The organism is Mucilaginibacter sp. (assembly GCF_036383575.1).
Classification (GTDB): Bacteria; Bacteroidota; Bacteroidia; order Sphingobacteriales; family Sphingobacteriaceae; genus Mucilaginibacter.
Genome location: NZ_DASVOB010000640.1, coordinates 1 through 22,952, shown reverse-complemented (window position 1 = coordinate 22,952; position 22,952 = coordinate 1). Strand labels below are relative to the sequence as shown.

Genomic DNA, 22,952 nt, shown 5'->3' with positions numbered 1-22,952 from the left:
GGCAGCGGCTATTAAGGGTAAAATTGCAGCTATTTGTATTTTACGCTGACGGGCCCCGTAAAAGTCGGCATCAGCTTTAGCCAACTGGATAAAGCTGTAAGCATCCTTGATGTTGCCCTGCTTGTATAGCAGTTCGGCCAGCGTATAAAGTGCAACCGTTTCGCGGGTTGATGACTTGATATCAGCTATCGCAGCCCTGATCATCAAATTAAGGCCTTCCTCATGTTCATTATCTTCAAGGCATATCGCACCTAATGAGCATGATACCATTGCACGCAGGTGCATAGTAATTGGCATGTCCTTTTCCAGTAATTTTCTGAACCTTAGCCGCCCCCCTTTATAATCCTTTTTCTGGTAATCCTGTAAACCAAGCAAATAAGTATGCATTATATGGTCATTGCCACAAAATACGACAGCCGAATCAATATATTTATTACCGGCTTTAACATAATCCGGACTGAAATACTTGTCGTTACTGTAATTTGCCAGATCATAATTGCACCTGCCTAAAAAAAAATAATACTCAACCTTATCGGCATCGCTCAACGCCTTCACATCTACTTTATGCAGATAGTCAAAAGTTTCATTAAACATACCCGACGAAAGGAGGATAAAAGCCATCTTAACATAGCTATAATATTCCTTCCGTTTATTTCCTGTTTCCTTGCTCAGCAATATCATTTTATCGACATATACATAAGCCGAGTCAAACTGGTACGATTTGTATTCGGTATAAAGCTTATCCCAGGTATCAAAACGGGCATCATAATCGGTTTTCGAAAGTTTCGCCTGGAAGGCTTTTAATTTTTGGATCCTGACCTCTTTGCTACCGTTATATATATTTTTCTTTGCTATCTCATTTTTTAATTCTTCGAGTAAAGTGTTGGTATCAGTTGATGCGAGGGCCGAAAAATTAATTAATGTAAAAAGCAGACAGAAGATGTATTTCATTTTTGTTGTAAAGGTTTTTAATAATAATGCACATCGCTAATAAGATATTTAATCAAACACAGTTTTGGCAGATCAAACTCTCAATAAGTTAATTAAAACGGCAACTAAAAAGGCTATCAATTGGGATAATTGCATGCTTACCCCCGGTTTATCTTCTCAAATATATGGATTTGAAGCAATGCTAATGCGTTTTAGTTTTGTTTTTTATCGCTATAAATAGGTTATCGGAACCTTTAAAGATCTGCCAACTTGTGGTTTCAAAACACCAACTTTTCCGTTTTGTATTGATTCTTTTACATTCACAAAGGGCACAAAATGCCCCTTTTATATCATTTGCGACCAACAACAGCCGATTTATTAAAATAAACTTTGGTTTTAACACGAAAACATCCTTTATTTAAAAAAAATCAAACGAAATTTGTATACGATGGTTATCTATCGTCTTTAATCTCAATTTATAAATGGTCAAATTATTTGTAGGCGGCTTTCCTCTGGAAATGACAGAGCTGGAACTTGTTAAAATGATAGGTCCGCATGGCGATGTGGAAACGATTAAAATTGTACGCGATAAAAAAACAAGAATATGCAAGGGATATGCTTTTCTTGAAATGAAGGATCGCATCGGGGCTGAGAATGCAGTGATCGCTTTAGATGGTACCCCTATTGCCGATCGCGTATTAAGCGTAAAAATAAACGACGACTTTGTTAAGAAAACCCCGCCGCCACGCAAGTCATTTGGTTACGGAAACAATAATAACCGGAATAACAGTGGTAACAGGCCTAACGATACCCGAAGCTATAACAGTCAAAGCAATTACCGGAGCAATAATGAGCAATCGCCGGCAGGTGATAGGCCGCGTCGCCCCAGAAAAACTATGTAATAAGAAGTTCCCGATAAGTCACAAATAAAAAATCCCGGCTAATGATATTAGCCGGGATTTTTTTTGTTATTACAAATACTTAAACACCAAGGTCCTGCATAATTGAGGCGATCTTAGCATCAAGTTGTTTATCTGTATCTGCATAAGCTTCCTTACTGTCAAGCTTGCCGTTTACACTGCAATAGAACTTGATTTTAGGCTCTGTACCTGAAGGACGCGCCGAAATGATACTTCCATCTTCGGTAATGAACTGTAAAACATCAGAAGCCGGCAATTCTATTGGCTTGCTTGTATTGGTAGCCAAATCAGTTTCTACGCGTTTTTCATAATCTTTAAGCGTACTTACTTTTGAGCCGCCTAAAGTAGCCGGAGGGTTGGTACGGAATTTCTCCATCATTTCCTTGATCTCTTCGGCACCGGTTTTACCTTTTTTGGTCAGGGAGATCAGCTTCTCCTTGTAAAAACCATATTGTAGATAAGTATCAATCAATGCTTCAAACAGGCTGCTGCCTTTGTCTTTGTAATAAGCGGTCATTTCGGCAATGAACGCGCTTGAAACTACAGCATCTTTGTCCCTTACCAGTTCGCCTATCAGGTAACCGTAGCTTTCTTCACCACCGCCGATAAACGTTTGCTTGCCTTCAAAATGGGTCATCAGCTCACCGATATATTTAAAGCCTGTTAGCGTGTTATAGTAAGTAACATTTTTAGCCTCGGCTATACGCTCGATAAGGTTTGTTGTAACAATGGTTTTAACAATATATTCTTTACCGGTAAGCTTGCCTTTTTCTTCCCATGCACTTAGCAAATAATTGATCAGCATGGCTCCGGTTTGATTACCGTTAAGCAGGATAAACTCTCCATCGGTATTTTTTACGGCGATACCTACACGATCGGCATCAGGGTCTGTAGCCAAAACCAGATCGGCATCGGTTTCCTGTGCTTTTTTAAGGGCAAGCGTCAGTGCTTCCTTTTCCTCAGGGTTTGGATAAATTACCGTTGGGAAGTTACCATCAGGCGTAATTTGCTCTTCAACCAGGATCACATTTTCAAAGCCAAACCTTTTCAGGGCTTGGGGGGTTAATGTGATACCAGTACCGTGGATAGGTGAATAAACTATCTTAAGATCTTTTTGACGCGCAATGGCATCAGGCGAAACAGAAAGTTCGGTGATCTTGCTCAGGTAAAGCTCGTCGATATCCTCTCCTATTTCTTCGATGTTAGCATCAACGCGGTTAAATTTGATCTCATCAATGCTGCTGATGGCTGCAACCTCGTCCATTACAGCTGTATCATGCGGAGAAACAAACTGACCACCATCGGCTCCGTAAGCTTTGTAACCGTTATACTCTTTAGGGTTGTGCGATGCTGTAAGCATTACACCGCTTTTACAACCTAAATGACGTACGGCAAATGAAAGTTCCGGCGTTGGACGCAATGCTTTAAAAAAGTAAACGTAAATATCATTGGCCGAAAAAACTTCGGCTGTAATGGTCGAAAACAAATCGGCATTATTACGGCTGTCATGAGCAATAGCTACCTTGATCTTTTCACCGGGGTATGTTTTTTTCAGGTAATTAGCTAATCCCTGGGTGGCCGCGCCAATAGTGTATTTATTGATCCGGTTTGAGCCTGGCCCCATGATACCGCGAAGACCTCCGGTACCAAATTCCAGATCGCGATAAAATGAATCTGTTAGTTCGGTATAAGCCTTATCGTCAATTAACTTTTGAATTTCCTGCTTTACATCAGCATCATAATTTCCTTGAAGCCATGAGTTTGCTTTTTGAAGAATGGTGGGGTCTAATTCCTGCATAAGTGGTTGTATATTTTCAAATTATCTGGTTCGGTTTTGTTTCAAATATGGCAATAAATAGCCAAAACGGAACGCCTTAAAGTTAAATCATCTTTTTAAATATGCCAGCTCAATATGCAATAAGTTTTAAACTAAAATGAACAACAGGAGCAATATCCGGCAAACGATAGGTGAACAAGATACTGCTATAAAAGTTTTATAAATTTTTAAGCTGAAAAGTTAACCCGGTTTGGGATGATCAACGTGGTTTGTCATTACTATATACTGCTGGAGTTAAAATGAGGATGGTAATTCATATCTGTTAGCCGGCCTGCACAAAGCAAGCCGGCATTAACAGACGGATATATAGGAGTTGGTAAGTGTTTGCAACAATTCAGCCTGTCAATAAACCCCTTATTTTTACTGAGGCTACCCTATTTATCCAGTTCGGTGATGATCTTTTTGGCATTATCATTTGCAGGATCGAGCTGTAATGATTTTTTATAATTCAACAAGGCTAACGTCTTATTACCTTGGTTATAATAGGCCTCACCAAGGCTATCAAACACATTGCCCGATTTTGGGAACAATTTGGTGTTATATTCAAAAACGGCAACAGCATCGGCCAGTCGTTTTTTACTCATCAGATAATAGCCCGTTTCGTTTAAGGTGTTTTCGTCATCAAAACTGTACTCGCTCCCGCGTTTACTTTTGAGATCGTTGTAAAAACTGATGATCTGGTCGCCGCTCATTAAATCAAGTTTGGTGCTAAACTCATCCAAAAACGACCTTTTGACCTGCACATAAGGTTTATTTTCCAAAATCGATTCAATCGACTTTTCTATGGAGTAGAGGTTTCCCTGCTTGTTATTGGTCATCAGTATAATGGTAACACCTTTGGGCTCCTTGCTTACCAATAAAGCCTGGTAATTTAAAGAAGTGCCATCGTGGATATGGCTGATCATCTTGTCGTTATCCATACTACCACCACCAAGGCCCGATTGCCTGCCCGGACTTATGCCATTAATGATCTCGCGCGTGGCAACCGGGCTAATTAACTTAAACTTGTCTATCGCGTTAGCCCAGGCATAAAAATCATCGAGCGTTACGGCCGTCCAACCGGATATAGGATATACCAAACCATCCGCTTTCCCATTATTATCATATGATCTTGAAACGAGTGCGTCCTGCTCGGTGGGGTCAACAATAGCGGTATTCATACCGGCAGGTTTCAATTCATAATCCTCAACAAATTGCTTAAAGCTAATACCGGTTATTTTTTCGATAATGCGCCGCTGCAGAAAAACGTTGTTGTTATTATAAGCATATTTTTTTCCGGGTTCAAAATCAAGCGAATCAACTTTCATTAAATCGGCCATATTATCGGCATCGCTTTTAACAGTTTTCCATTTCACATCGGGCAAACCGCTGGTGTATTGCAACAGGTTAATGATTCTGATCTTATCGGCCCAGGCGGGTAGCTGGGGCAGGTATTTGGACACCTTGTCGTCAAGGCTCAGTTTGCCTTGCTCTTGTAACATCATGATGCCAACGGCATTAAATTCTTTAGCTATCGAACCAATATGGAAGCGATATTGATCGGTAAGCTTAATTGTTTTGCCAGCATCGGCATAGCCTATGGCAGCTTTATAAATGATCTTTCCGTGATCTGCCACCAGCACATTGCCGTTAAACAAGCCTAATTTGTTGGCCCTTTGCACAAGGGTATCAATATTAGCCGCTTTGGTTTGCTGGGCAAAGGTTTCCCCTGCGACTAAAACAGTAAGCGCTGCTAACAAAAAAGCGTGTTTAAAATTCAATTTCATAAGGTGCGGATTGATGATAAAGAGACTACAACAAACGCATTTATGTTACATATGATATTGATATTAATTACCCTCCCGCTCATAAAAGACCGCAAGGATAAAGGCGCATGATGCAAGGCCGGTATCTTTCAGGGCGTTGGTTATTTTACCGGCGTCAAAATGACTGTTGATAAGCAACGGGATATGGATAGTTAAAATAAATACCCATATCATACATCCCAATAAAAAACAGCCCCATTGGGCATATAGGTTAACGTAAATACTTACAGCAGCAGCAATAAGCGCAACAGCCGTCAGGTATACCCAAAACAGGTGAAAGGGAATCCAGCCGGGCACGAGCGTTGCCACGAAATCGGCATACATAAAATGCTGAATACCGAATACAAACATTACTGTAGCATAAATGTAGGTGCTGATCCTGCTTATTATTTGTTTCATTGTTGGTTAGGTTATGGTATATTTAGATTTATTAATTGCTGATAAAATTAGCCTGCCAGCAAGGCTATAGCAATTCACAGCCTGTACAAGTTGGTACAAGCACGTACAAATAACATCTGAACTGATTTACCGGCTATTTTTGACCAATGGATATGCCCGCACAAGAACTACTTATTACCGAACTGATAAAACAATACGAAACTTTCACAGGCTGGGGCGACAGCAGCAACTGGAAGAACCAGGATTTTATAAACCTGAGCGAAAAGATAAGGGAGAAAACCGGTGCTTCTATAAGCCACGTTACGCTGAAACGCATCTGGGGCAAGGTTAAATATGACAGCCTGCCCAATACCTACACCATGGATACGCTGGTGCAGTTTTTAGGTTATGAAAACTTCCGGGTATTCAGTATGCAATTTGTGCCTGTAGGCAAACCGGGTGAGCAAGATCCGCCTAAACCGAAGCCGGTAAAAAAAAGCTTCAGGTCGATGCCTTATGCTTTGGGCATTTTAACGCTGGTAGGTATTTTATTGGTTGTGATCATCGCTTCACGTACCGAGCATCCGAAACCACCTATCATACCCAAAGATTATACTTTCAGTAGTAAAAAAGTGATTACTTCGGGATTGCCCAACTCGGTTGTATTTGATTTTGATGCCAGCAAGTCCCCTTATGATTCTGTTGCTATCCAGCAATCATGGGACAGGCACCTCCGGGTTAACGTTTCCAAAAACGACCGCCAGCATACGTCTATTTATTACTTCCCCGATTTTTATTATGCCAAGCTCATTGTTGGCGGCAAAATTGTTAAACAGCACGAACTGCTGGTTGAATCGAACGGTTGGTTGCCGATAGTTGAAAAACAGCCTGTACCGGTTTACTATGAAAAAAAGGACGCCATGGCAGATGGTAAGCTTTCCCTTTCGCCCCAAAAGATCAAAGAGCGGAATATTGCCATGCAGCCCAGCCCTCCTTATGTGGTTTATGCCAACGTTACAGATTTTGGGGAGATCTACAGCAACGATTTCACTTTTGAAACTTCTGTCAAAAACAATTATAACGAAGGGGTGGCTGCCTGTCGCCTCAGCACTATTTATATTTTGTGTAAAGGCACAGCTATCTGGATCCCTTTAAGTGCCAAAGGCTGCGTGTCTGACCTGGATATGTATTTTGCAGGTTACGAGGTATCCGGCAAAAAGCACGATCTTTCTGCCTTTGGGGTTGATTATGAAAAAGATGTGCCGCTTAAAATAGTATCACATGGAGGCAAGGCCCAGATCTTCATTGACAACAAACCTGTTTACACGGTGGATAAAGGCATCAGTCGTGCTAAAATAATCGGGGTTTTATTTCGCTTCCAGGGTACAGGATCGGTGGATTATGTGCGATTGACGAATGGAAAAGTAAACTATGATGATGAGTTTTGAGGATCGTTATTTACCTCGCGCGGGATAACTGATAATAGCTCATTTTTTATGGCCGGAGGGATAACCATCATCGGCTGAGAAACGATCTCGCTATTATCCGGCGAAGGGCAGCTGGCAACTAAAACAAAACAGCCTTTTTCAGCTTCAAATGTTACTGTTATTTTAAGTTGCTTCAAGGCATCAAGGTCCTGGTAGGCTGTGCGTGTACTGACATGAAAATGCGCCTTCAACAGCTCAATGGACACCACATCCCTGGTTTGCAGTAACACTAATACCCTGAGCAACCTGTCGGCCCTGTTCATAATAGATCACATATTTTCATACAAAGGTGTAACGTACTATTGACAACAGTGTGTCAGCAGCAAAAACGTGATCTATAAAGCCTACTTGTCTTTATCTTTATTAAATTAATGATGCGATTGATAAACCATCAAAACCACGCCAGATGAAAAAACTTTCTGCCAAACCAATTTTAACGGCATGTTATTTTTCAACCCATTAAAAAGTGGTCTGCCCTTGCCTATGGTTATCGGATGGATCCAAAATTGGTACTCATCAACTAAATTCACAGCCACCAATTTTTTCACTAAGCTGACACTTCCATAAGTAAGGATATCGCGGCCATGCTGCTTTTTTAATCGGGCTATTTCCTTCTGCAAATTGCCCTTGAGCAATAAAGAGTTGTTCCACCAAACAGCATTCATGGTTGAGGAAAGAACCACTTTTTGGTAATTGTTCATCATATCGGCATAAGCGATATCGGTACGTGGAAAGTTCATGCATTTAGCCTGGAAGGGCCAGTAGGCGGCCATGGCCTGGTAGGTATTCTTACCCAATAAAATAGTATCTGCCCGGGCAAGCAGTTCTGCTGTTGTTTCGGCTATTTCATCAGTCCAGTATGGTGCGTGCCAGTCAAGGCTTTCATCATCTGCTGCTACAAAGCCATCCAGCGTAACATTTAAGGATACTACCAGTTTGCGCATGGTCATATTGGTTTAACTCGAAAAATAGCTTAAAATCAATAGTTGACGGTAGGCACCTACGGAGCCTTAAGGTTTCTATTTCACTTCCTATAAACATGATACTCCTACGGAGTTTAGTAAAACCTGTAGATACAACTCCGTAGGAGTATCATGTTTATAGCCACAAAACGGATTAATATTCAGGCTCCGTAGGTGCCTCCTCTCAGCTATTTTAAAAGCGATTTCTATGTATTGAGCTCATAAACCCCAGAATTAAATAATTAAACTTATATGGTTAAGCCAGTTCGGTATTCCCGGCAAGTTTGGTATTGGTCAGGCCCAGGTCTTTTACCTGCTCATACTTTTTCCATAAGTAGTAAGTAAAAAACATGACGATTAACATTATCACCGGCGGAATAAGCATAGCTGCACCTGCCCCAATGGCAAACCATGATAAAAACGCCCCGATAAAGCTGATGGTAAAGCCCGAATATGCCCATTCTTTAATCACCCGGTATTTTGTTTGAGCTATGGCCAGCACACCGGCTATTTTTGCCGAACCCATTATAACCAGCAGGTACATGGGGTAACCAAGTTTAGCTAAAGAATCTTTACCGGCCTGCTGCATAGTGATGCCTCCGTAAGCATCGCCAAGCATTGCCAGTAAAAAAAGCGTGGTAAAGATCCAATACAGGGTTTTAATTGTTTTTGGTTTCATGATGATATTGTTTTTTTGCGTGTGTGATTATTGATTGGTTAACGATACAAAGTTATTCCGGAAGTCAAAATCGTGTAGCGTGCAAATTGGACATATTTAGGGGTTGATTGCGACTTTGGTATTCGCTACCTTTATTTAAAAATAACCAATTATACCATCGATAAAATGAAACATGTTGCTATCCTGATACCCAATGAAGCGGTTTTAGCCAGTATTGTTGATGCCCGGACTATTTTTACAGGCGCCAATGACTTTTTACAATCTATGGGCAGGCAGCCAGTGTTTGATGTACATATGGTTGGGCTTGCCAGGGAAGTCAAAGTACATGGCGGCATGTTTTCCGTCCATCCCGATATTTTATTGAGCGAATTACAAAAAAGCGATATCGTGATCATCCCGGCCATAAGCGGCGATCTGGAAAACGCAGTGAAAGTAAACCAGGATTTTGTGCCCTGGATCATAAACCAATACCGTAACGGTGCAGAAATAGCAAGCCTGTGTATAGGTTCGTTCATACTGGCGTCCACCGGATTGTTAAATGGTAAAGAATGCTCCAGCCACTGGATCACTGCTGATAAATTCAGGAGCATGTTCCCGGAGGTGACGCTGGTTGACGGGCGTATTGTTACCGAACAACAGGGGCTGTACTCAAGCGGTGGAGCTACCTCCTACTGGAGCCTATTATTGTTACTAATTGAAAAATACGCCGGTCGGGAGATAGCCATTATGGCGGCCAAGATCTATGCCCTGGAGATAGATCGGAAAAGCCAATCGCCATTTGCTATGTTCACCGGGCAAAAGAAGCATGAAGACGACCCGATAAAACAAGCCCAGGAATACATAGAAAATAATGTTACCGAAAAGATCTCGGTTGAAGACCTGTCATCAAAGTATGCCATCGGCCGGAGGCATTTTGAACGCCGGTTTAAAAAAGCTACCAACAATACCCCGGTTGAGTATATCCAACGTGTAAAAATTGAAGCGGCAAAAAAACAACTGGAAAGCACGCCCAAAAATGTTAACGAGGTAATGTATGATGTTGGGTATACCGATGCCAAAGCATTCCGCACCGTTTTCAAAAAAATCACCGGGATATCCCCCATTGATTACCGTAATAAGTACAACAAGGAAGCTGCGGTAGCATAGTTATCCGTCTCTTAATTCCGCACAGTTTTTTACGGCCTTTGTGGTGCATATCAGTACGTCAATTACCGGCAGATAAAAATGTCGAAATTTCTGTCAATTTTCGATTGGAACAAACTGTGTTACAGCGCTTAAGAGTGCATCTTATTTTCACTGCAAAAACATTACATTCTGTCAATAAAAATTATCCTAACAAATAGCCGAATATTCCGTTTAAAAATTACATTTTTGCCCCAAAAATTTTAAGGATGCAGAGTTACCAGGAATTTCTTGACTTAAGTGTAGGCTTTCCACAGGATGGTTTTGAGATCATCGATGATGAACTATACTTTCAGGACCTAAATTTGATGGAGATGATTGAAACGTACGGTACTCCCCTACGCTTTACTTATCTGCCTTTGATATCCAAAAAGATCCAGCAGGCCAAACTGCTGTTTCAACAGGCTATCATCAAAAATAATTATCGCGGCAGTTATAAATACTGCTATTGTACCAAGAGCTCGCATTTCAGGCACATTGTAGAAGAAGCCCTGAAAAACGAGATCCACCTGGAAACATCTTCGGCATTTGATATGCCAATGATCGACGCCCTGGAGAAAAAAGGCACTGTAACAAAGGATATAACTGTTATATGTAACGGTTTTAAAACCTTCCAATACAAAACCTATATTATCGATATGCTGCATGATGGCTTCAAAAACATCATCCCGGTGTTGGATAATAAAGAAGAATTTAACCTTTACGATGATGAAATTGAGATGGATACCCCATGTAACCTGGGTATCCGTATAGCGGCAGAAGAGCAGCCTGATTCTCAGTTTTACACTTCACGTTTAGGTGTACGTATGGAAGATGTTATTGATTTTTATCATAACAAAATTGAAGATAACCCTAACTTTCAGGTTAAGCTATTGCATTTCTTCATCAACTCGGGTATCTCTGATACGCCATACTACTGGAACGAGCTGGAGAAATACGTAACTCTTTACTGCAAGTTCAAAAAAGTTAACCCGCACCTGGATACGCTTGATATTGGCGGCGGCATGCCATTTAAAGACTCGCTGGTTTTCGATTTTGATTATGAGTACATGATCAACGAAATTGTAAGCCGGATCAAAGAGATCTGCGCTGAGCATGACACTATGGAACCGGATATCATTACCGAGTTTGGTAAATACACAGTAGCCGAAGCTTCAGGCATTCTGTACAAAGTATTAGGCCGTAAACAACAGAATGATCGCGAACGCTGGTTGATGCTTGATGGTTCGTTCATTACCAACCTGCCTGATGTTTGGGCTTTGAACCAAAAATACATCCTGTTACCGGTTAACAACTGGGATTCGGAATACGAACGTGTAAACCTTGGTGGTATTACCTGCGACGGGCAGGATTATTACAACCAGGAAGCGCACATGAACAGCGTATTTATGCCTAAAACCCGTAAGGTACAGTATTTAGGCTTCTTTAATACCGGTGCTTACCAGGAAGTATTAAGCGGTTATGGTGGCATCCATCACTGTTTATTGCCTTCACCTAAGCATGTGATCATTCGCCGTAACAGGGACGAAACTTTCAACTTTGAAGTATTTGGCGAGGAGCAAAATAGTAAACAGGTATTAAAGATTCTGGGCTATACTACTTAATCGCTCAGGATAAAGAGATTAACAAAAAAAGGTGGCCATTTGGGTCACCTTTTTTTGTTTGTTAACGGCCTATTGTGACATCGCCAACACCTGCTCCCTCCACGTTTGGATCAGGGAGATCGGCCAGGCTGCCATCCTCATGTAAAACCCTAAAGTGCAATTTTTGAGGACCTTTTGTTTCGAGGCAGGGATTCCGTCTAACAGCATTGTTAAAGCTGTCGTTACTATGGCTTCCCATTGCCCCTTTAATATTGCCCTGCCCGCGGGCAGGGTCATCATTTCTATAATCAATCATGATTATACCCCCCTTCTTTTTAAATTCCTTCAGTGCCGGGCTCATGACCAAGCATACGGCCAGTTGTGCGGCCATGCGGACGGCTCTCAAAATCAGTTTTAGCCGGCCCTACCGAAGGAAACTCCTTTTTATTCGGTGGCGTTACATCAGTTTGCTCACTGAACGAAGTATCCGCGCTCCTGTTAGGCTGGTCAACTTCCGATTGACTATGGGTCCCCACCCTTTCTTTCTCAGGCTTTTCTACCTCGGGTTTTTCGTCATAGTTAACAATATCATCTACCTCGTCCAAATCATCACCATCACTTTCCAGATCACGGTTTGGATAAGTTTCACCTCCATTTACGGAAAATGAATTGGTATTATTTTTAAAATCATTACGGTCATTATCCTGGTTTTCCCAGTTCTCATTATTGGTATTCATAGGTTTCAATTTTAGTTGTTATTAAATAAACCTATGAAACAATTGTATTGTTTTAATTTTTATCTTTTTAAGAAAATTATATTCAATAGCAAAACCAGCTATTGCTAACAATAATAGCTGTATGTGATAAAGATGTTCAGTATCGTTTATGATTTTTTTTACACAATAACAGATATCTCCCGAACGAGCACACTGCCGGCCATTTGATGGCGGCAATTTGCGAACAGGAAATACTTTACGTTTATGTATTTAAAACGTTTTTGAAAATTAAAAAGTATGTTGCGGACAAGTTACTTTATAACGATTATTAAGCAGGATGCCTAACACAATTTCGTGCGAACCATGGCTTACAGTGTTTAAGGCTGATGTGGTAAAATCGTAAGAATAACCAACATTAATAAGCGAGTTCAGGTTAAACCCTACCAATGCCGCATATGAATCATTACGACGATATGAACCGCCTATCCAGAACTTGTCCCTGAATGACATTTTCATGTTCACATCAAAAGTTACCGGAACCGGTGCTATAAACTTCAGCAAAGCCGAAGGCATCAGCGTAATATCATCAGATACGAAAAGTTTAACACCACCGGTTACAAAATAATGCGGCACAGTTTTATTTTGTACAGCAGTTGTTGAGGTAGTTACATATAAATTTTGCGGCAGGATCTGCTGTACCGATGCGCCAAAGAAGTAATTAGATGAATATGCCCATACACCAATTCCTAAATCAGGTTTCCATTGTGAACCTGCAATGCTGTTGATGGTTGGATCATTTTGGTCAACATAGGTAAGTTTGCTTTTGTCTATAATATTATGGCTTACCCCGGCAGATACTCCGACAGCTAAATTTAATGTTTCGGTGAGGCCAAGGTGGTAAGCATAAGTTGCGTCAATATTGGTTTGCGTTATAGGTCCTGTTTTATCAGATACCACCGTTAAACCTACCCCATGATGCGGCTCTGCAGCCATATAGTTTTGCGTGTATGACCTGCTCGACGGATTTAACCCTCCGCCTGCAGGAAATGCCGTAGCATCGCCCTGTAAAAACCTGTTACCGATGGGCGCATTTACCGAAAAATAGGATGTTACAGGTGCGCCATCAAGCCCTGTCCATTGGCTGCGGTAGCCTAATTTTACATCGGTGTAATTTTCAATACCACTTAACGCAGGATTTAAGAGGTAGTTATTAAATACGTATTGCGTGTACTGCGGTCGTTGCTGGGCTTTTGTCAATTGAGATGTTACAGCAATAACTATTAAAGTATATAAAATTCGCTTCATTTTTATCTGATAATGGTCACATTACCTGCAATAACCTCGCGGCCATTTTTGGGGTCAATAATATAATAATAAGTTCCGGGGGGCAAATATGAACCATTGTATCTCCCGTCCCAGGGTACGTTATAACCAATTGACGAATATACCCTTTCTCCGAATCGGTTGTATACGTCAACTTTATTATTTGGATAACTTTCTAAATATTTAACATTCCAAAAGTCATTTACTCCATCTCCGTTGGGAGTAAACACATTTGGGACTACTAAAAACTTCAAAACCTTTACCGATACAGTAGCCATAGCCTGACATCCATGAGCCGACGTAACCACTACCTGGTAGGTAATATCCTGTGCCGGGCTTGCCACCGGGTTAGCTATATCATCATGATCAAGGCCTGTTGCAGGTGTCCATTTATAACTTAAGTTATCATCGTTCACTACAGGTTTTAAAATGTGCTTAGCCCCCTCAAGCATGGTAAAATCGGGCCCCAACGAAACAAGAGGCGATGCATCTACCTTAACCTGCTGTACAACGGTATCTGCACAGGCATCTGTAGCTGTATAGATATACCTGATATCAAATACACCCGCACCGGAAACAGCCGGATCAAAAATACCATCTGTGCTAACCCCTGTACCCGAAAACACGCCCGAACCGGACGGGCCAATAAGATTTGGTACTAACTTCTTAGGCTCCGATTCGATACAAAGCACAGGAGCCTGATCAAAAGTTACTACGGGCGATGCTTTTAAAGTAACCGGAACCTCTGCAACATCAGAGCATGATGTACCCGAATAAGCCACTGCCCATAAAGTGATCTGGCGCGACCCTGTTGTAAACAAAGGATATTTATGCCTCAACTGCATCCCAAATGCCGGGTGGTCATAAACTACTGTTGTTGAGGGATCGCTGCTGTCATAAGTAACCTCAAGCCGGGTGATCTCACCAAAACTAACCGAGGATTGGTTTTTAAAAAACACTTCCTGGGCACTGCATAAACCTGCCGGATCCTGAACCACTACTACAGCTTTTGGGTTGCTCCCGTTAATTGTCAATGATTTTGGGGCCGAGGTAAAAGAGCAACCATATTTTGAAGTAACCTTAAGCGTAACCTGGTAATTGCCGGCTAAAAACTTATGTTTAGGATTTTTTTCATGAGCAATATTAGCGTTCCCCGGAGTTGCATTGGGATCGCCAAAATTCCATTCATAAGTAAAATCAGCTGCTGTAACATCGGCAATTGTGCTTTGATCGGTAAATTGAGCAAAGTCATCTTCACAGGCATCGGGTAACAAAAAATCAACTACTGGCACAGGATAAATGTTAACATGCACCGGGGCTATATTGCTTGCACAACCATTACTATTTGTAACAGTTAATTTAACCAAATAATCTCCCGGTGTATTATATGTGTGGTTAAACGGATTTTTGCTTGTAAGGGTTTCAACCGGTGTACCATCTCCGAAGTCCCATTGCCAACTAACGATGCCTCCCTCGACAGATGTGGAGTTATCTGTAAACGTAACATCCTGACCAACACAGCCTGGCGACGAATAACTAAACGATACAACAGGAAGCTGCGATATGTGAATTTTTATTGGATCAGATGCCCCGCCGCATCCGTTTTCATTGGTAACAAACAATGTGACCAGGTAATCACCCGGTTGGGCATATTTATGTATGGGGTTCTGTACCACATCGGTTGTCCCATCGCCAAAATCCCAATGCCAGGTTTTAATTTGCCGCGTACCGGATGTTGACTGATCTGTAAATTGAACATTGCCACCAAAACAGGTATTGGCAGAACTGAACTTTACAACCGGCGGTATAGAGATATTAAAATCAAACTGAATGTCTTCGTTCGATCCGCATTCGTCGGCAATGGGGTTAAATACGGTAGCCACAACGCTATAATCGCCGTCGCTGTAAACTTCATCTCCCGGATACTCATAAGTATAAAGCACCTTCGAATCCTTTATGATTGAACCGGTAGGTGTTGGGTTATTCATCACAACAGGCGCGCTGCCGTTTTTAAAATCCCAGGTAATTTTATTGGTTTGAAATGGCAGTGTAAGCTGTAACTTATAATGTGTCTCGGCGCAGCCGTTTGCCTGTACTGAATTATCCGTTGGGTTTAACAATGCAATAAACTCATTCAGGTTTTTAAGGTTGGTACCGGCAGCGTAACCATATGATTCTGTTTTGCCAAAACCGTAAGCAATGGCATTAAACCCATCTGATGCTTTAATGTTATGTACGCCTGCGCTCACGCTGATTTGCGCGTATGAATAAATGCTGTTAGGCACCTGCGAAAACTGGGTATAAGGCTGGCCGTCGAGCGAGAAAGTTGGTACCGCGGCAGTTTTAATTATAACATTAATAAAATCATTCTGGATCAGGTAATTATGGGTTGAGTTCAGCGTAACGTGGTCAAGTGTTTGCTCAATCGGCGTTAGATAGATCATTTCAGGATCACCTATATCGCCATTAATAAGCTGGCAGTTTAATGCTTCGCCTTGTGTTACTGCGTATTGCACTACCTGGATCGGTTTATCGGCAGAGATCACATTGGTTGCTGTCGAAGTAAACTCGTAGTATAAGCCATTAATTAATCCCCCTTGTGGTGCTGCCCCATTTACAGTAACCTTTGTATCGGGCGAACTAAGCACTATCCTTAAAATATCATAATTGCGTGTTTTTAAAGGGGCTGTTATATAATTTTTACCCCAAACCGCTAAAGGATAAACCTGCTGAAAAAGATTATCTGATGACCCTTTATCCCCCTGGCATCCAATACTTATTTTTGAGCTGCCCGAAAAAACAGCAATCTTTTTACAAGCCCCTGTAGCACTTAAAATTGAGCGGATGCGGGTACCGGTAAGGTCTGTAGCTGATAATCCCTGGTATACTTCGCCCTTTTTTAAATTTATTGTAAAAGGCTGGTTAGCAGGAATACCGTTTAACAGCGGTTGCGAAGGCGTTATTTCAACTGTGGTATTATCTTCTGTAGCTATTACCGCAAAGGTTGAATACGAAGGCACACCCTCAGTAGTTTTTGTACCGTTGTTTGAGTTTGAGATTTGTTTGTAGTTGATGGAGAGGTAATCTTTACCAAGGGTATTAACCGGAAGCAGAAGCGTTGCACCGGATACATTTTCCGCAAAAATATGTGCGTATACTGCAACAGGTTTAAACGAAGTAATGTGAATACCCTTTAAAAATTGCCCCTGGTTCCCTATAAAAGCTCCGGGAGGAATATCCACCGTTAATATGTCGTTCGCCTTAACCTGGTAAGTGCTTGAAAAGCTACCATCCGCAACTTCAACAGTTACAGCAGTATTTACATCGGCGGTTATGTAAAGTTCCATCTGGCTGCCCCTACCCAGTGCGTTAGGGCTGCCGGCAGCACCATCAATATGATCAATATAGGCTGTGTAAAACTCTGTGCCCTGGTTTGATGAACCCTGAGCATAAGTACAAACAACAAAGCATATGAAAGCAAACGCGAGACTTAACGCCCGCAAAAAGTTTATCCTGCTCAAAGGTGTTCAGTTGAATTGGGTTTAGTAGTTTTAAACTACCCTTTAAAAGTACAAAAACCTTTAGTTGATACGGTATGATAACTATGTAAAATTAACCACGCTGTTTACTTATCCGCTCAATTTCATAATTGGCAATATTCAGTTTATGAGTAAGCTCAAAATTGCGCTTTCGCAGGTCATAAACCTCAAGGGCATTTTGAATAGTATACTTCAGATCATCATTTTGCCAGGGCTTAGCTATAGTTTTGTAAACTATACTCCTTGCAACGGTATCAGCGCCCGAAAACCCCGTTAATAAGATCCTTACGACATGGGGATTGGTTTCTGCAACCGACTCAAGAAAACTGATACACGTACTCCCCGACACCAACTGATTAACGATAACCACGGCTATTTCATTAAGAGCCAGCAAACGGCAACCTTCTGCTATTGTTGGCGCTGTATAAATGGTAAACAAATGCCTGAACTGGCTTTTAAAATCATCAAGCTTACATACCGTATCATCAATATACAGCACACCAGCCTGCGCGACACTTTGGTTCATTAAAATTGGCTTACAAAGGGCAACCGCCTCTTTTGTTTTTTAAATTTAAGCTGATAATTCAAAAAAACAAATTAACCATGTGCTAAAAAAACTTATCAGGGTTGGGTACCAGGTTAAGGAACTTTTCAAAGTTCTCCTCGTAATGTGATTGATCGAGTTTGTAATAAAACGCACCTTTTTTTGATGAAAGCTTATCCTTTTCCGGAAGCTTTACAAGCAGCCCGGTTGAAAGCAACTTACGGCTGAAGTTCCTGTCATCAAACTTGGTTTGATAAACGCCTTCATAAAGTGCCTGTAACTGCGGAATGGTAAACTTTTCGGGCAGTAGTTGGAATAATATCGGGTGAAGCGCAGCTTTATAGCGTAACTGCCTTTTAGCCAGGCGCACCATTTCATTGTGGTCAAATATCAGGTCAGGCATTTCATCAAGTAAAAACCATTCGGGATGATATTCTTCACTCAATTGAGCCTCATATTTATGGATATCGATAAGCGCAAAATAAGCTACGGACAGCGTTCTTTCTACCGGGTCGCGCTCAGGCTTGCCGAATACCTGGAACTGCTCCATGTACACGTTCCTGAGCCCGGTACGTAATTCAAGCACGCGGTTAGCTGCATCCTCCGGCGATTCGGTAGGCTTTATAAAACCACCTATCAGGCTCCATTTGTTTTTTTCAGGCTCAAGGCCACGCTGAACAAGCAATAACTTAATATTTGCGCCGTCAAATCCAAATATGATACAATCTGTTGCTACTAAAATGCGCGATTCGCCGCTGTACTTATGCATAACTTAGGTTAAGTTTATATGCAATGGTAAAAATAATTTAGCAATTATTTAGTGTTAATCGGACAACTATTTTATAAGCCTGTGTTTTATCAGCAAAAAATTTAAAACGATTTATCAAATCAGGATCAAAAACAAGGTAAAACCCTGATAACCGATTATCATATAAAAGATCAGCTAACTCTTTTCCCCTGCAACAACAGATCCATCGCATCGTCAAATGATCCTGCCCTGATCACCTCACCAGAGTTTACAAAGAAGATCTCATCAGCATTTTCAATCGTATTTAACCGGTGCGCTATGATCACTCTTGTGGTACTTTTTGGCAGGTTATCCAAAATATTGCTCAACAATTTTTCGGTAATGGTATCAATGTTGGCAGTAGCCTCATCCAATATTAGAATTTCAGGGTTACGCAAAACGGCCCGCATAAAGGCAATCAACTGCTTCTGCCCTAAGCTGATACTATCTCCGCCTGATAAAACTTTGGTATCCAGGCCCTCTTCAAAAATAGCCAGCAGGCTGCCCAGGTTTGCATCCCTGATCACCTGTTCCATTTCTTCGTTGGTATGATCTTTAAAAAGTTCATTACCATACAAAATGTTATCCCTTACCGTGCCCGTAAACAGGAATGGTTCCTGCAAAATAAAACCAATCTTCCGGCTGCGCTCTTCTGCTGTAAAACTCCTGATATCTTTTCCGCCAAGCAATACCAACCCTTTAGTTGGATCATACAAACGTGCTATTAATGAAGCAGTTGTTGTTTTACCACCACCTGTAGGACCAACCAGTGCATAGGTTTTGCCCCGTTCCAGTTTAAAGCATATATTATGAAGGATCTCCTGGCTTTCATCATAACTGAAATGCACATGCCTGAACTCTAATAAAGCAGCATCGGGCTCGTTAACGCTGGCCTCAAGTATCGGTAAATCCGTTTCAAGGGATAAGATCTGCGAGATCCTGTCCCAGCCTGCCATCGCCAGCTGAAAGTTTGTCCATAAAGCGGCCAGCTGCCTTAAAGGGTTATAAAAGTTGGTAGCATAGGATAAATAACTTACCAGCAAACCAACAGAAAACATGCCTTTACTGATCAGGTAAATGCCAAAACACAATACGGTAAGCTGGGCCATGCTTGCAAATAAACCATAAACCGGCACAAACACGTTGTTGGCCATACCAGAGCCGATAGCAGTTTTATAGTTATGATTGTTGGCGATATCAAAACGCTTCCGGAAATAATCGCGCCGGTTAAAAGCTATGATCACTTTAAAATTATTAATACTCTCCTGGATCTCACCGCTCAGCGCGCCTGTGCTGCTCAGGTTGGCGGCATTTTTCCTTTTTATCCATGGCGATAATGCCAGCGTTAAAAATAAGATGACCAACGCCGGGCATAAAGCTGCTGCCCCCAGTTCAATATTGATAGCCAGTAAAAAAATACCGGCGCCAATCATAGTTGAGATATTGCCAATAAACTGCATCAGCGATTGCGAAAAAAACTGATTAAGCTTATCCGTATCGTTATTAACCCTGGATATCAGGTCGCCGGCTTTGTTTTGATTAAAGAAAGCTACCGGCAACTGCTGTAATTTATTAAAGATGGAATTACGCAGGGTAAACAACATCCTTTGCCCCACCCCACCCATTAACGTGGTTTGCTTATAACTGGTAAATAATGCTACCAGGTACATGCAAATTAAAATAGCCGCATTATGTAAAACACCGCTAAAATCCTTGTGCTGCACATACTTATCAATAGTATGACCTATAATAAGCGGCCCAAGCAGGTTAAGTGAGGAGTTAACAAGAATGGCAAAAAAAGCAATGATGAGCGTACGCTTTTCATGAGCTATAAGCTGTACCAGCTTTTTTAAGCCGGCCAGCGTGGAAGTTTTGGGCTGATTTTTACCTAATTGGTTAAGATCGTAGTTCATTGTGATCAATATTTTTTCAGTTGTTAACGTAATGCTTAGTGGTTAACACCCTGTTCGTAATTGCTGGTGCTTTGCTGTGAGTTAAAGATCTGTACATAATCCGGACTGGTTTTCATCAGGTCGTCATGTACGCCGCGGGCCACTATTTCGCCCTGCATCAATAAAATGATCTGGTCGTAATGTTCAACAGAAGCAATCTTCTGGGTTACCGATATCAGTGTTAAACCCGGATAGTTCTTTTGGATATTTGCCAGGATCTTTCTTTCGGTATTATTATCAACCCTTGCGGTAAAATCATCAAGCAATAAAACCTTTGGATTAACTGCCAGGGCCCGGGCCAGCATAATACGTTGCTTTTGACCTCCCGAAAGACTTGAACCCCGCTCAGAAACCACGGTACTCAACTTATCGGGCAGGGCATCAATAAACGCGCTTAGCTCGGCCGTTTCAATGGCTTTTTGAAGAGACTCGTCAGTTACCGTATCGCTGAAAGCAATATTTTCGCGGATACTCATGTTAAAGATGATACTATCCTGGAAAACAAACCCTACCTGCCGGTGAAAGGTCTCACTATCATATTCGGTAAGTGGTTTGCCATCAAACAGCACTTCTCCTTTAGTTGCGTTGATGAGGCCGGTGAGCAAGTACAACAATTGTGTTTTACCTGCCGATGTTGGCCCGATAACAGCTATCTTGGAACCCGCCTTAACGTTAAAGGAGATGTTTTTCAGTGCCGATTTTTGCCCGTAAGTTATGGTAACATCTTTGAGTTCAACATCACCGCGCAAAGTATCTTTCAATGGGCCACCATCGGTAACATCGGGTGCGTTCAAAACCAGGCTGATGCGGGTAAACGAAGCCGTTGCCTGGGCTATCAGGTTACTCATAAAACCTAAAATAAAGATCGGGAAAATCAATAACGACAAATAGCTGTTAAAAGCGGCGAAACTACCCAAACTCATGCTGCCGCTGATCACGAAGTGACCGCCCATTACCAAAATAGTGAATGCAGCCATATTAGCCGTAAATGTTACGATAGGAATAAGCCCGGCAAAAAAACCAAGGATCTTTAAGCCGTAATCTTTCGCCTCGGTATTGGCAGCCAAAAACTTGTTGTATTCCAACTGCTGGGAATTGATCACCCGGATGAGTGCCGCACCAAGTATGCTCTCGTTGATTACTTTATTGAGCTGATCGATAACGCCACGGCTTTTGATAAACAGGGCACGCACGTTTTTCAAAACATAAAAAAATGTACCGCCGATGATTGGAATAATAGTAATAACAACCAGCGCAAGCTTCCAGTTAATGGTGAGCAACATAACGCTGCAACCAATAATAATAAACAGCGACGATACGATGGAAACCAATGCCTGCGATACAAACAGCTTGATGGAATCAATATCAGAAGTAAGGTTGGTTAACAGCTTTGACGGGTTTGCCTGTTCGATAAAAGCATGGGTTTGGCGGGATATTTTATCGGCCAGCTGCTGCCGAAGGTCACGTGCAACCCTTTCAGATGCAAATATTTGAACAATTGCTTGTAAACCGGCAAACAAAAATACCACCACTGTTGCGGTCAGGAATTTGGCCATGACCTCGTTGATCACAAAATGGTGATTAGAGTAGGCATCAATGCCATTGGCTATAATTTTAGGCAGCCAAAGGTTCATGGCATTGCCTAATAAAGCAAATAGTAATAATAAGGCCACAAGCCCTTTATATGGTTTCAGCAAACTAAATACACCGGGAGGTTTACTGTTTGATTTTTTTGTAGGATCAGGTTGCATAGTGATCTTTGATTTATAATTCTCTTTTTGCCGATCTCAAGATCGCGCCTTTATTAAGGTTGACGACTGAGTCCGCAAAACATTTTTATTCCATTTAAAATTATCGAAATAAATCAACACGGAATTGTAAGCTGCTGTTATTTTCCAGATATTTCTATTTCGATATAGTTTGACAAATATATTTCTATTCAGGAATAATTAAAACATTTTAGAAATAAATTTATAATTTTACACCTAAACCGTAATAAAATGAAACCAGTAGTACAATTAGTTGACGAATGGACTGCATTTGAGGAAGTAAGTGAACAGCCTACCGTTGAGGCATTTTGCAGATATTACCTGCAAAAGCAGCGCCCAAAGCCCAAACAGGCAGGCAAAAAAGGCGAACGGATTATGAACGGCGCTTACCTGCTTAAAACTATTGGCCGCATTTTAAGTGCTTATTCCCTTTATTTCCGGTCGGCGGTAAATCACATTGGCATCCCCCCTGCCGAAAGCTTTTACTACCTTAATGGTTTGCTTCACCTGGGCGAAGTGCGAAAAAGCGACCTGATCAACTATATGTTTGCAGAAACTA

20 protein-coding genes are annotated in these 22,952 nt (G+C 41.5%); 5 read left to right on the top strand and 15 right to left on the bottom strand.

Annotated elements, in window-relative coordinates; genetic code table 11:
- Positions 1 to 951, bottom strand: a 951-nt coding sequence (locus tag VF500_RS22655; protein ID WP_330861856.1) for a DUF6377 domain-containing protein, incomplete at its 3' end; no start/stop codon positions are given.
- Between the two features lie 461 nt (positions 952 to 1,412).
- Here VF500_RS22655 and VF500_RS22650 point away from each other — a divergent pair.
- A complete protein-coding gene (locus VF500_RS22650) occupies positions 1,413 to 1,832 on the top strand; it encodes an RNA-binding protein (protein WP_330861855.1) in 420 nt (139 codons plus the stop codon).
- A 79-nt stretch (positions 1,833 to 1,911) separates the two neighbouring features.
- Here VF500_RS22650 and VF500_RS22645 read toward each other — a convergent pair whose 3' ends face one another.
- The 3 genes from VF500_RS22645 to VF500_RS22635 all read right to left on the bottom strand — a co-directional run bounded on the left by VF500_RS22645 (position 1,912) and on the right by VF500_RS22635 (position 5,891).
- On the bottom strand, positions 1,912 to 3,648 hold the full coding sequence (locus VF500_RS22645; protein ID WP_330861854.1) for a phospho-sugar mutase: 1,737 nt from the start codon (positions 3,646 to 3,648) through the stop codon (positions 1,912 to 1,914).
- 413 nt (positions 3,649 to 4,061) lie between these two features.
- The gene (locus VF500_RS22640; RefSeq protein WP_330861853.1) at positions 4,062 to 5,453 is read right to left on the bottom strand and encodes a serine hydrolase; all 1,392 of its coding nucleotides are present in this window, start codon (positions 5,451 to 5,453) and stop codon (positions 4,062 to 4,064) included.
- 63 nt (positions 5,454 to 5,516) lie between these two features.
- Positions 5,517 to 5,891: a hypothetical protein gene (locus VF500_RS22635; protein WP_330861852.1), complete on the bottom strand. Its 375-nt coding sequence runs from the start codon at positions 5,889 to 5,891 to the stop codon at positions 5,517 to 5,519.
- 152 nt (positions 5,892 to 6,043) lie between these two features.
- Between VF500_RS22635 and VF500_RS22630 the strand changes: the two genes are divergently transcribed.
- Positions 6,044 to 7,318 carry a hypothetical protein gene (locus VF500_RS22630; RefSeq protein ID WP_330861851.1) on the top strand — a complete coding sequence of 425 codons (1,275 nt, stop codon included), beginning with the start codon at positions 6,044 to 6,046 and terminating at the stop codon, positions 7,316 to 7,318.
- On the opposite strand, the gene VF500_RS22625 is transcribed toward VF500_RS22630, so the two are convergent.
- The 3 genes from VF500_RS22625 to VF500_RS22615 all read right to left on the bottom strand — a co-directional run bounded on the left by VF500_RS22625 (position 7,300) and on the right by VF500_RS22615 (position 8,998).
- On the bottom strand, positions 7,300 to 7,620 hold the full coding sequence (locus VF500_RS22625) for an HTH domain-containing protein (protein ID WP_330861850.1): 321 nt from the start codon (positions 7,618 to 7,620) through the stop codon (positions 7,300 to 7,302). The genes VF500_RS22630 and VF500_RS22625 overlap by 19 nt on opposite strands.
- A 105-nt stretch (positions 7,621 to 7,725) precedes the next feature.
- Positions 7,726 to 8,301, bottom strand: coding sequence for a dihydrofolate reductase family protein (locus VF500_RS22620; protein WP_330861849.1), 576 nt, complete (start codon positions 8,299 to 8,301; stop codon positions 7,726 to 7,728).
- 274 nt (positions 8,302 to 8,575) lie between these two features.
- The gene (locus VF500_RS22615) at positions 8,576 to 8,998 is read right to left on the bottom strand and encodes a DoxX family protein (RefSeq protein WP_330861848.1); all 423 of its coding nucleotides are present in this window, start codon (positions 8,996 to 8,998) and stop codon (positions 8,576 to 8,578) included.
- Positions 8,999 to 9,163: 165 nt separating this feature from the next.
- On the opposite strand from VF500_RS22615, the gene VF500_RS22610 reads away from it, so the two are divergent.
- Entirely contained in the window at positions 9,164 to 10,144 is a 981-nt protein-coding gene (locus VF500_RS22610) for a GlxA family transcriptional regulator (RefSeq protein ID WP_330861847.1), read from the top strand.
- Positions 10,145 to 10,389: 245 nt separating this feature from the next.
- Positions 10,390 to 11,784 carry an arginine decarboxylase gene (locus tag VF500_RS22605; protein WP_091206294.1) on the top strand — a complete coding sequence of 465 codons (1,395 nt, stop codon included), beginning with the start codon at positions 10,390 to 10,392 and terminating at the stop codon, positions 11,782 to 11,784.
- 61 nt (positions 11,785 to 11,845) lie between these two features.
- Here the strand turns inward: VF500_RS22605 and VF500_RS22600 are convergent, their stop codons facing one another.
- The 8 genes from VF500_RS22600 to VF500_RS22565 all read right to left on the bottom strand — a co-directional run bounded on the left by VF500_RS22600 (position 11,846) and on the right by VF500_RS22565 (position 22,375).
- Entirely contained in the window at positions 11,846 to 12,079 is a 234-nt protein-coding gene (locus VF500_RS22600) for a hypothetical protein (RefSeq protein ID WP_330861846.1), read from the bottom strand.
- A gap of 19 nt (positions 12,080 to 12,098) precedes the next feature.
- Positions 12,099 to 12,500: a hypothetical protein gene (locus tag VF500_RS22595; protein WP_330861845.1), complete on the bottom strand. Its 402-nt coding sequence runs from the start codon at positions 12,498 to 12,500 to the stop codon at positions 12,099 to 12,101.
- Positions 12,501 to 12,767: 267 nt separating this feature from the next.
- Entirely contained in the window at positions 12,768 to 13,784 is a 1,017-nt protein-coding gene (locus VF500_RS22590; RefSeq protein ID WP_330861844.1) for a type IX secretion system membrane protein PorP/SprF, read from the bottom strand.
- A gap of 2 nt (positions 13,785 to 13,786) precedes the next feature.
- Positions 13,787 to 17,323 (bottom strand): PKD domain-containing protein, encoded by a 3,537-nt coding sequence (locus VF500_RS22585; RefSeq protein ID WP_330861843.1) that lies wholly within the window; start codon positions 17,321 to 17,323, stop codon positions 13,787 to 13,789.
- A gap of 91 nt (positions 17,324 to 17,414) precedes the next feature.
- On the bottom strand, positions 17,415 to 17,867 hold the full coding sequence (locus tag VF500_RS22580; RefSeq protein WP_330861841.1) for a response regulator: 453 nt from the start codon (positions 17,865 to 17,867) through the stop codon (positions 17,415 to 17,417).
- Between the two features lie 82 nt (positions 17,868 to 17,949).
- Positions 17,950 to 18,654, bottom strand: a complete 705-nt coding sequence (locus tag VF500_RS22575) for an NUDIX hydrolase (protein ID WP_330861840.1) — start codon at positions 18,652 to 18,654, stop codon at positions 17,950 to 17,952.
- Positions 18,655 to 18,824: 170 nt separating this feature from the next.
- Positions 18,825 to 20,585 carry an ABC transporter ATP-binding protein gene (locus tag VF500_RS22570; protein ID WP_330861839.1) on the bottom strand — a complete coding sequence of 587 codons (1,761 nt, stop codon included), beginning with the start codon at positions 20,583 to 20,585 and terminating at the stop codon, positions 18,825 to 18,827.
- A 35-nt stretch (positions 20,586 to 20,620) separates the two neighbouring features.
- Positions 20,621 to 22,375: an ABC transporter ATP-binding protein gene (locus VF500_RS22565; RefSeq protein ID WP_330861838.1), complete on the bottom strand. Its 1,755-nt coding sequence runs from the start codon at positions 22,373 to 22,375 to the stop codon at positions 20,621 to 20,623.
- A 249-nt stretch (positions 22,376 to 22,624) separates the two neighbouring features.
- Between VF500_RS22565 and VF500_RS22560 the strand changes: the two genes are divergently transcribed.
- Positions 22,625 to 22,952: hypothetical protein (locus VF500_RS22560; protein WP_330861837.1), on the top strand; the 328-nt coding region annotated here is incomplete at its 3' end.

Excerpts from the sequence above, each read along its gene's own strand:
- VF500_RS22650 (WP_330861855.1), top strand. The coding sequence starts at position 1,413 with ATGGTCAAATTATTTGTAGGCGGCTTTCCTCTGGAAATGACAGAGCTG.
- VF500_RS22645 (WP_330861854.1), bottom strand. The coding sequence starts at position 3,648 with ATGCAGGAATTAGACCCCACCATTCTTCAAAAAGCAAACTCATGGCTT.
- VF500_RS22640 (WP_330861853.1), bottom strand. The coding sequence starts at position 5,453 with ATGAAATTGAATTTTAAACACGCTTTTTTGTTAGCAGCGCTTACTGTT.
- VF500_RS22635 (WP_330861852.1), bottom strand. The coding sequence starts at position 5,891 with ATGAAACAAATAATAAGCAGGATCAGCACCTACATTTATGCTACAGTA.
- VF500_RS22630 (WP_330861851.1), top strand. The coding sequence starts at position 6,044 with ATGCCCGCACAAGAACTACTTATTACCGAACTGATAAAACAATACGAA.
- VF500_RS22625 (WP_330861850.1), bottom strand. The coding sequence starts at position 7,620 with ATGAACAGGGCCGACAGGTTGCTCAGGGTATTAGTGTTACTGCAAACC.
- VF500_RS22620 (WP_330861849.1), bottom strand. The coding sequence starts at position 8,301 with ATGCGCAAACTGGTAGTATCCTTAAATGTTACGCTGGATGGCTTTGTA.
- VF500_RS22615 (WP_330861848.1), bottom strand. The coding sequence starts at position 8,998 with ATGAAACCAAAAACAATTAAAACCCTGTATTGGATCTTTACCACGCTT.
- VF500_RS22610 (WP_330861847.1), top strand. The coding sequence starts at position 9,164 with ATGAAACATGTTGCTATCCTGATACCCAATGAAGCGGTTTTAGCCAGT.
- VF500_RS22605 (WP_091206294.1), top strand. The coding sequence starts at position 10,390 with ATGCAGAGTTACCAGGAATTTCTTGACTTAAGTGTAGGCTTTCCACAG.
- VF500_RS22600 (WP_330861846.1), bottom strand. The coding sequence starts at position 12,079 with ATGATTGATTATAGAAATGATGACCCTGCCCGCGGGCAGGGCAATATT.
- VF500_RS22595 (WP_330861845.1), bottom strand. The coding sequence starts at position 12,500 with ATGAATACCAATAATGAGAACTGGGAAAACCAGGATAATGACCGTAAT.
- VF500_RS22590 (WP_330861844.1), bottom strand. The coding sequence starts at position 13,784 with ATGAAGCGAATTTTATATACTTTAATAGTTATTGCTGTAACATCTCAA.
- VF500_RS22580 (WP_330861841.1), bottom strand. The coding sequence starts at position 17,867 with ATGAACCAAAGTGTCGCGCAGGCTGGTGTGCTGTATATTGATGATACG.
- VF500_RS22575 (WP_330861840.1), bottom strand. The coding sequence starts at position 18,654 with ATGCATAAGTACAGCGGCGAATCGCGCATTTTAGTAGCAACAGATTGT.
- VF500_RS22570 (WP_330861839.1), bottom strand. The coding sequence starts at position 20,585 with ATGAACTACGATCTTAACCAATTAGGTAAAAATCAGCCCAAAACTTCC.
- VF500_RS22565 (WP_330861838.1), bottom strand. The coding sequence starts at position 22,375 with ATGCAACCTGATCCTACAAAAAAATCAAACAGTAAACCTCCCGGTGTA.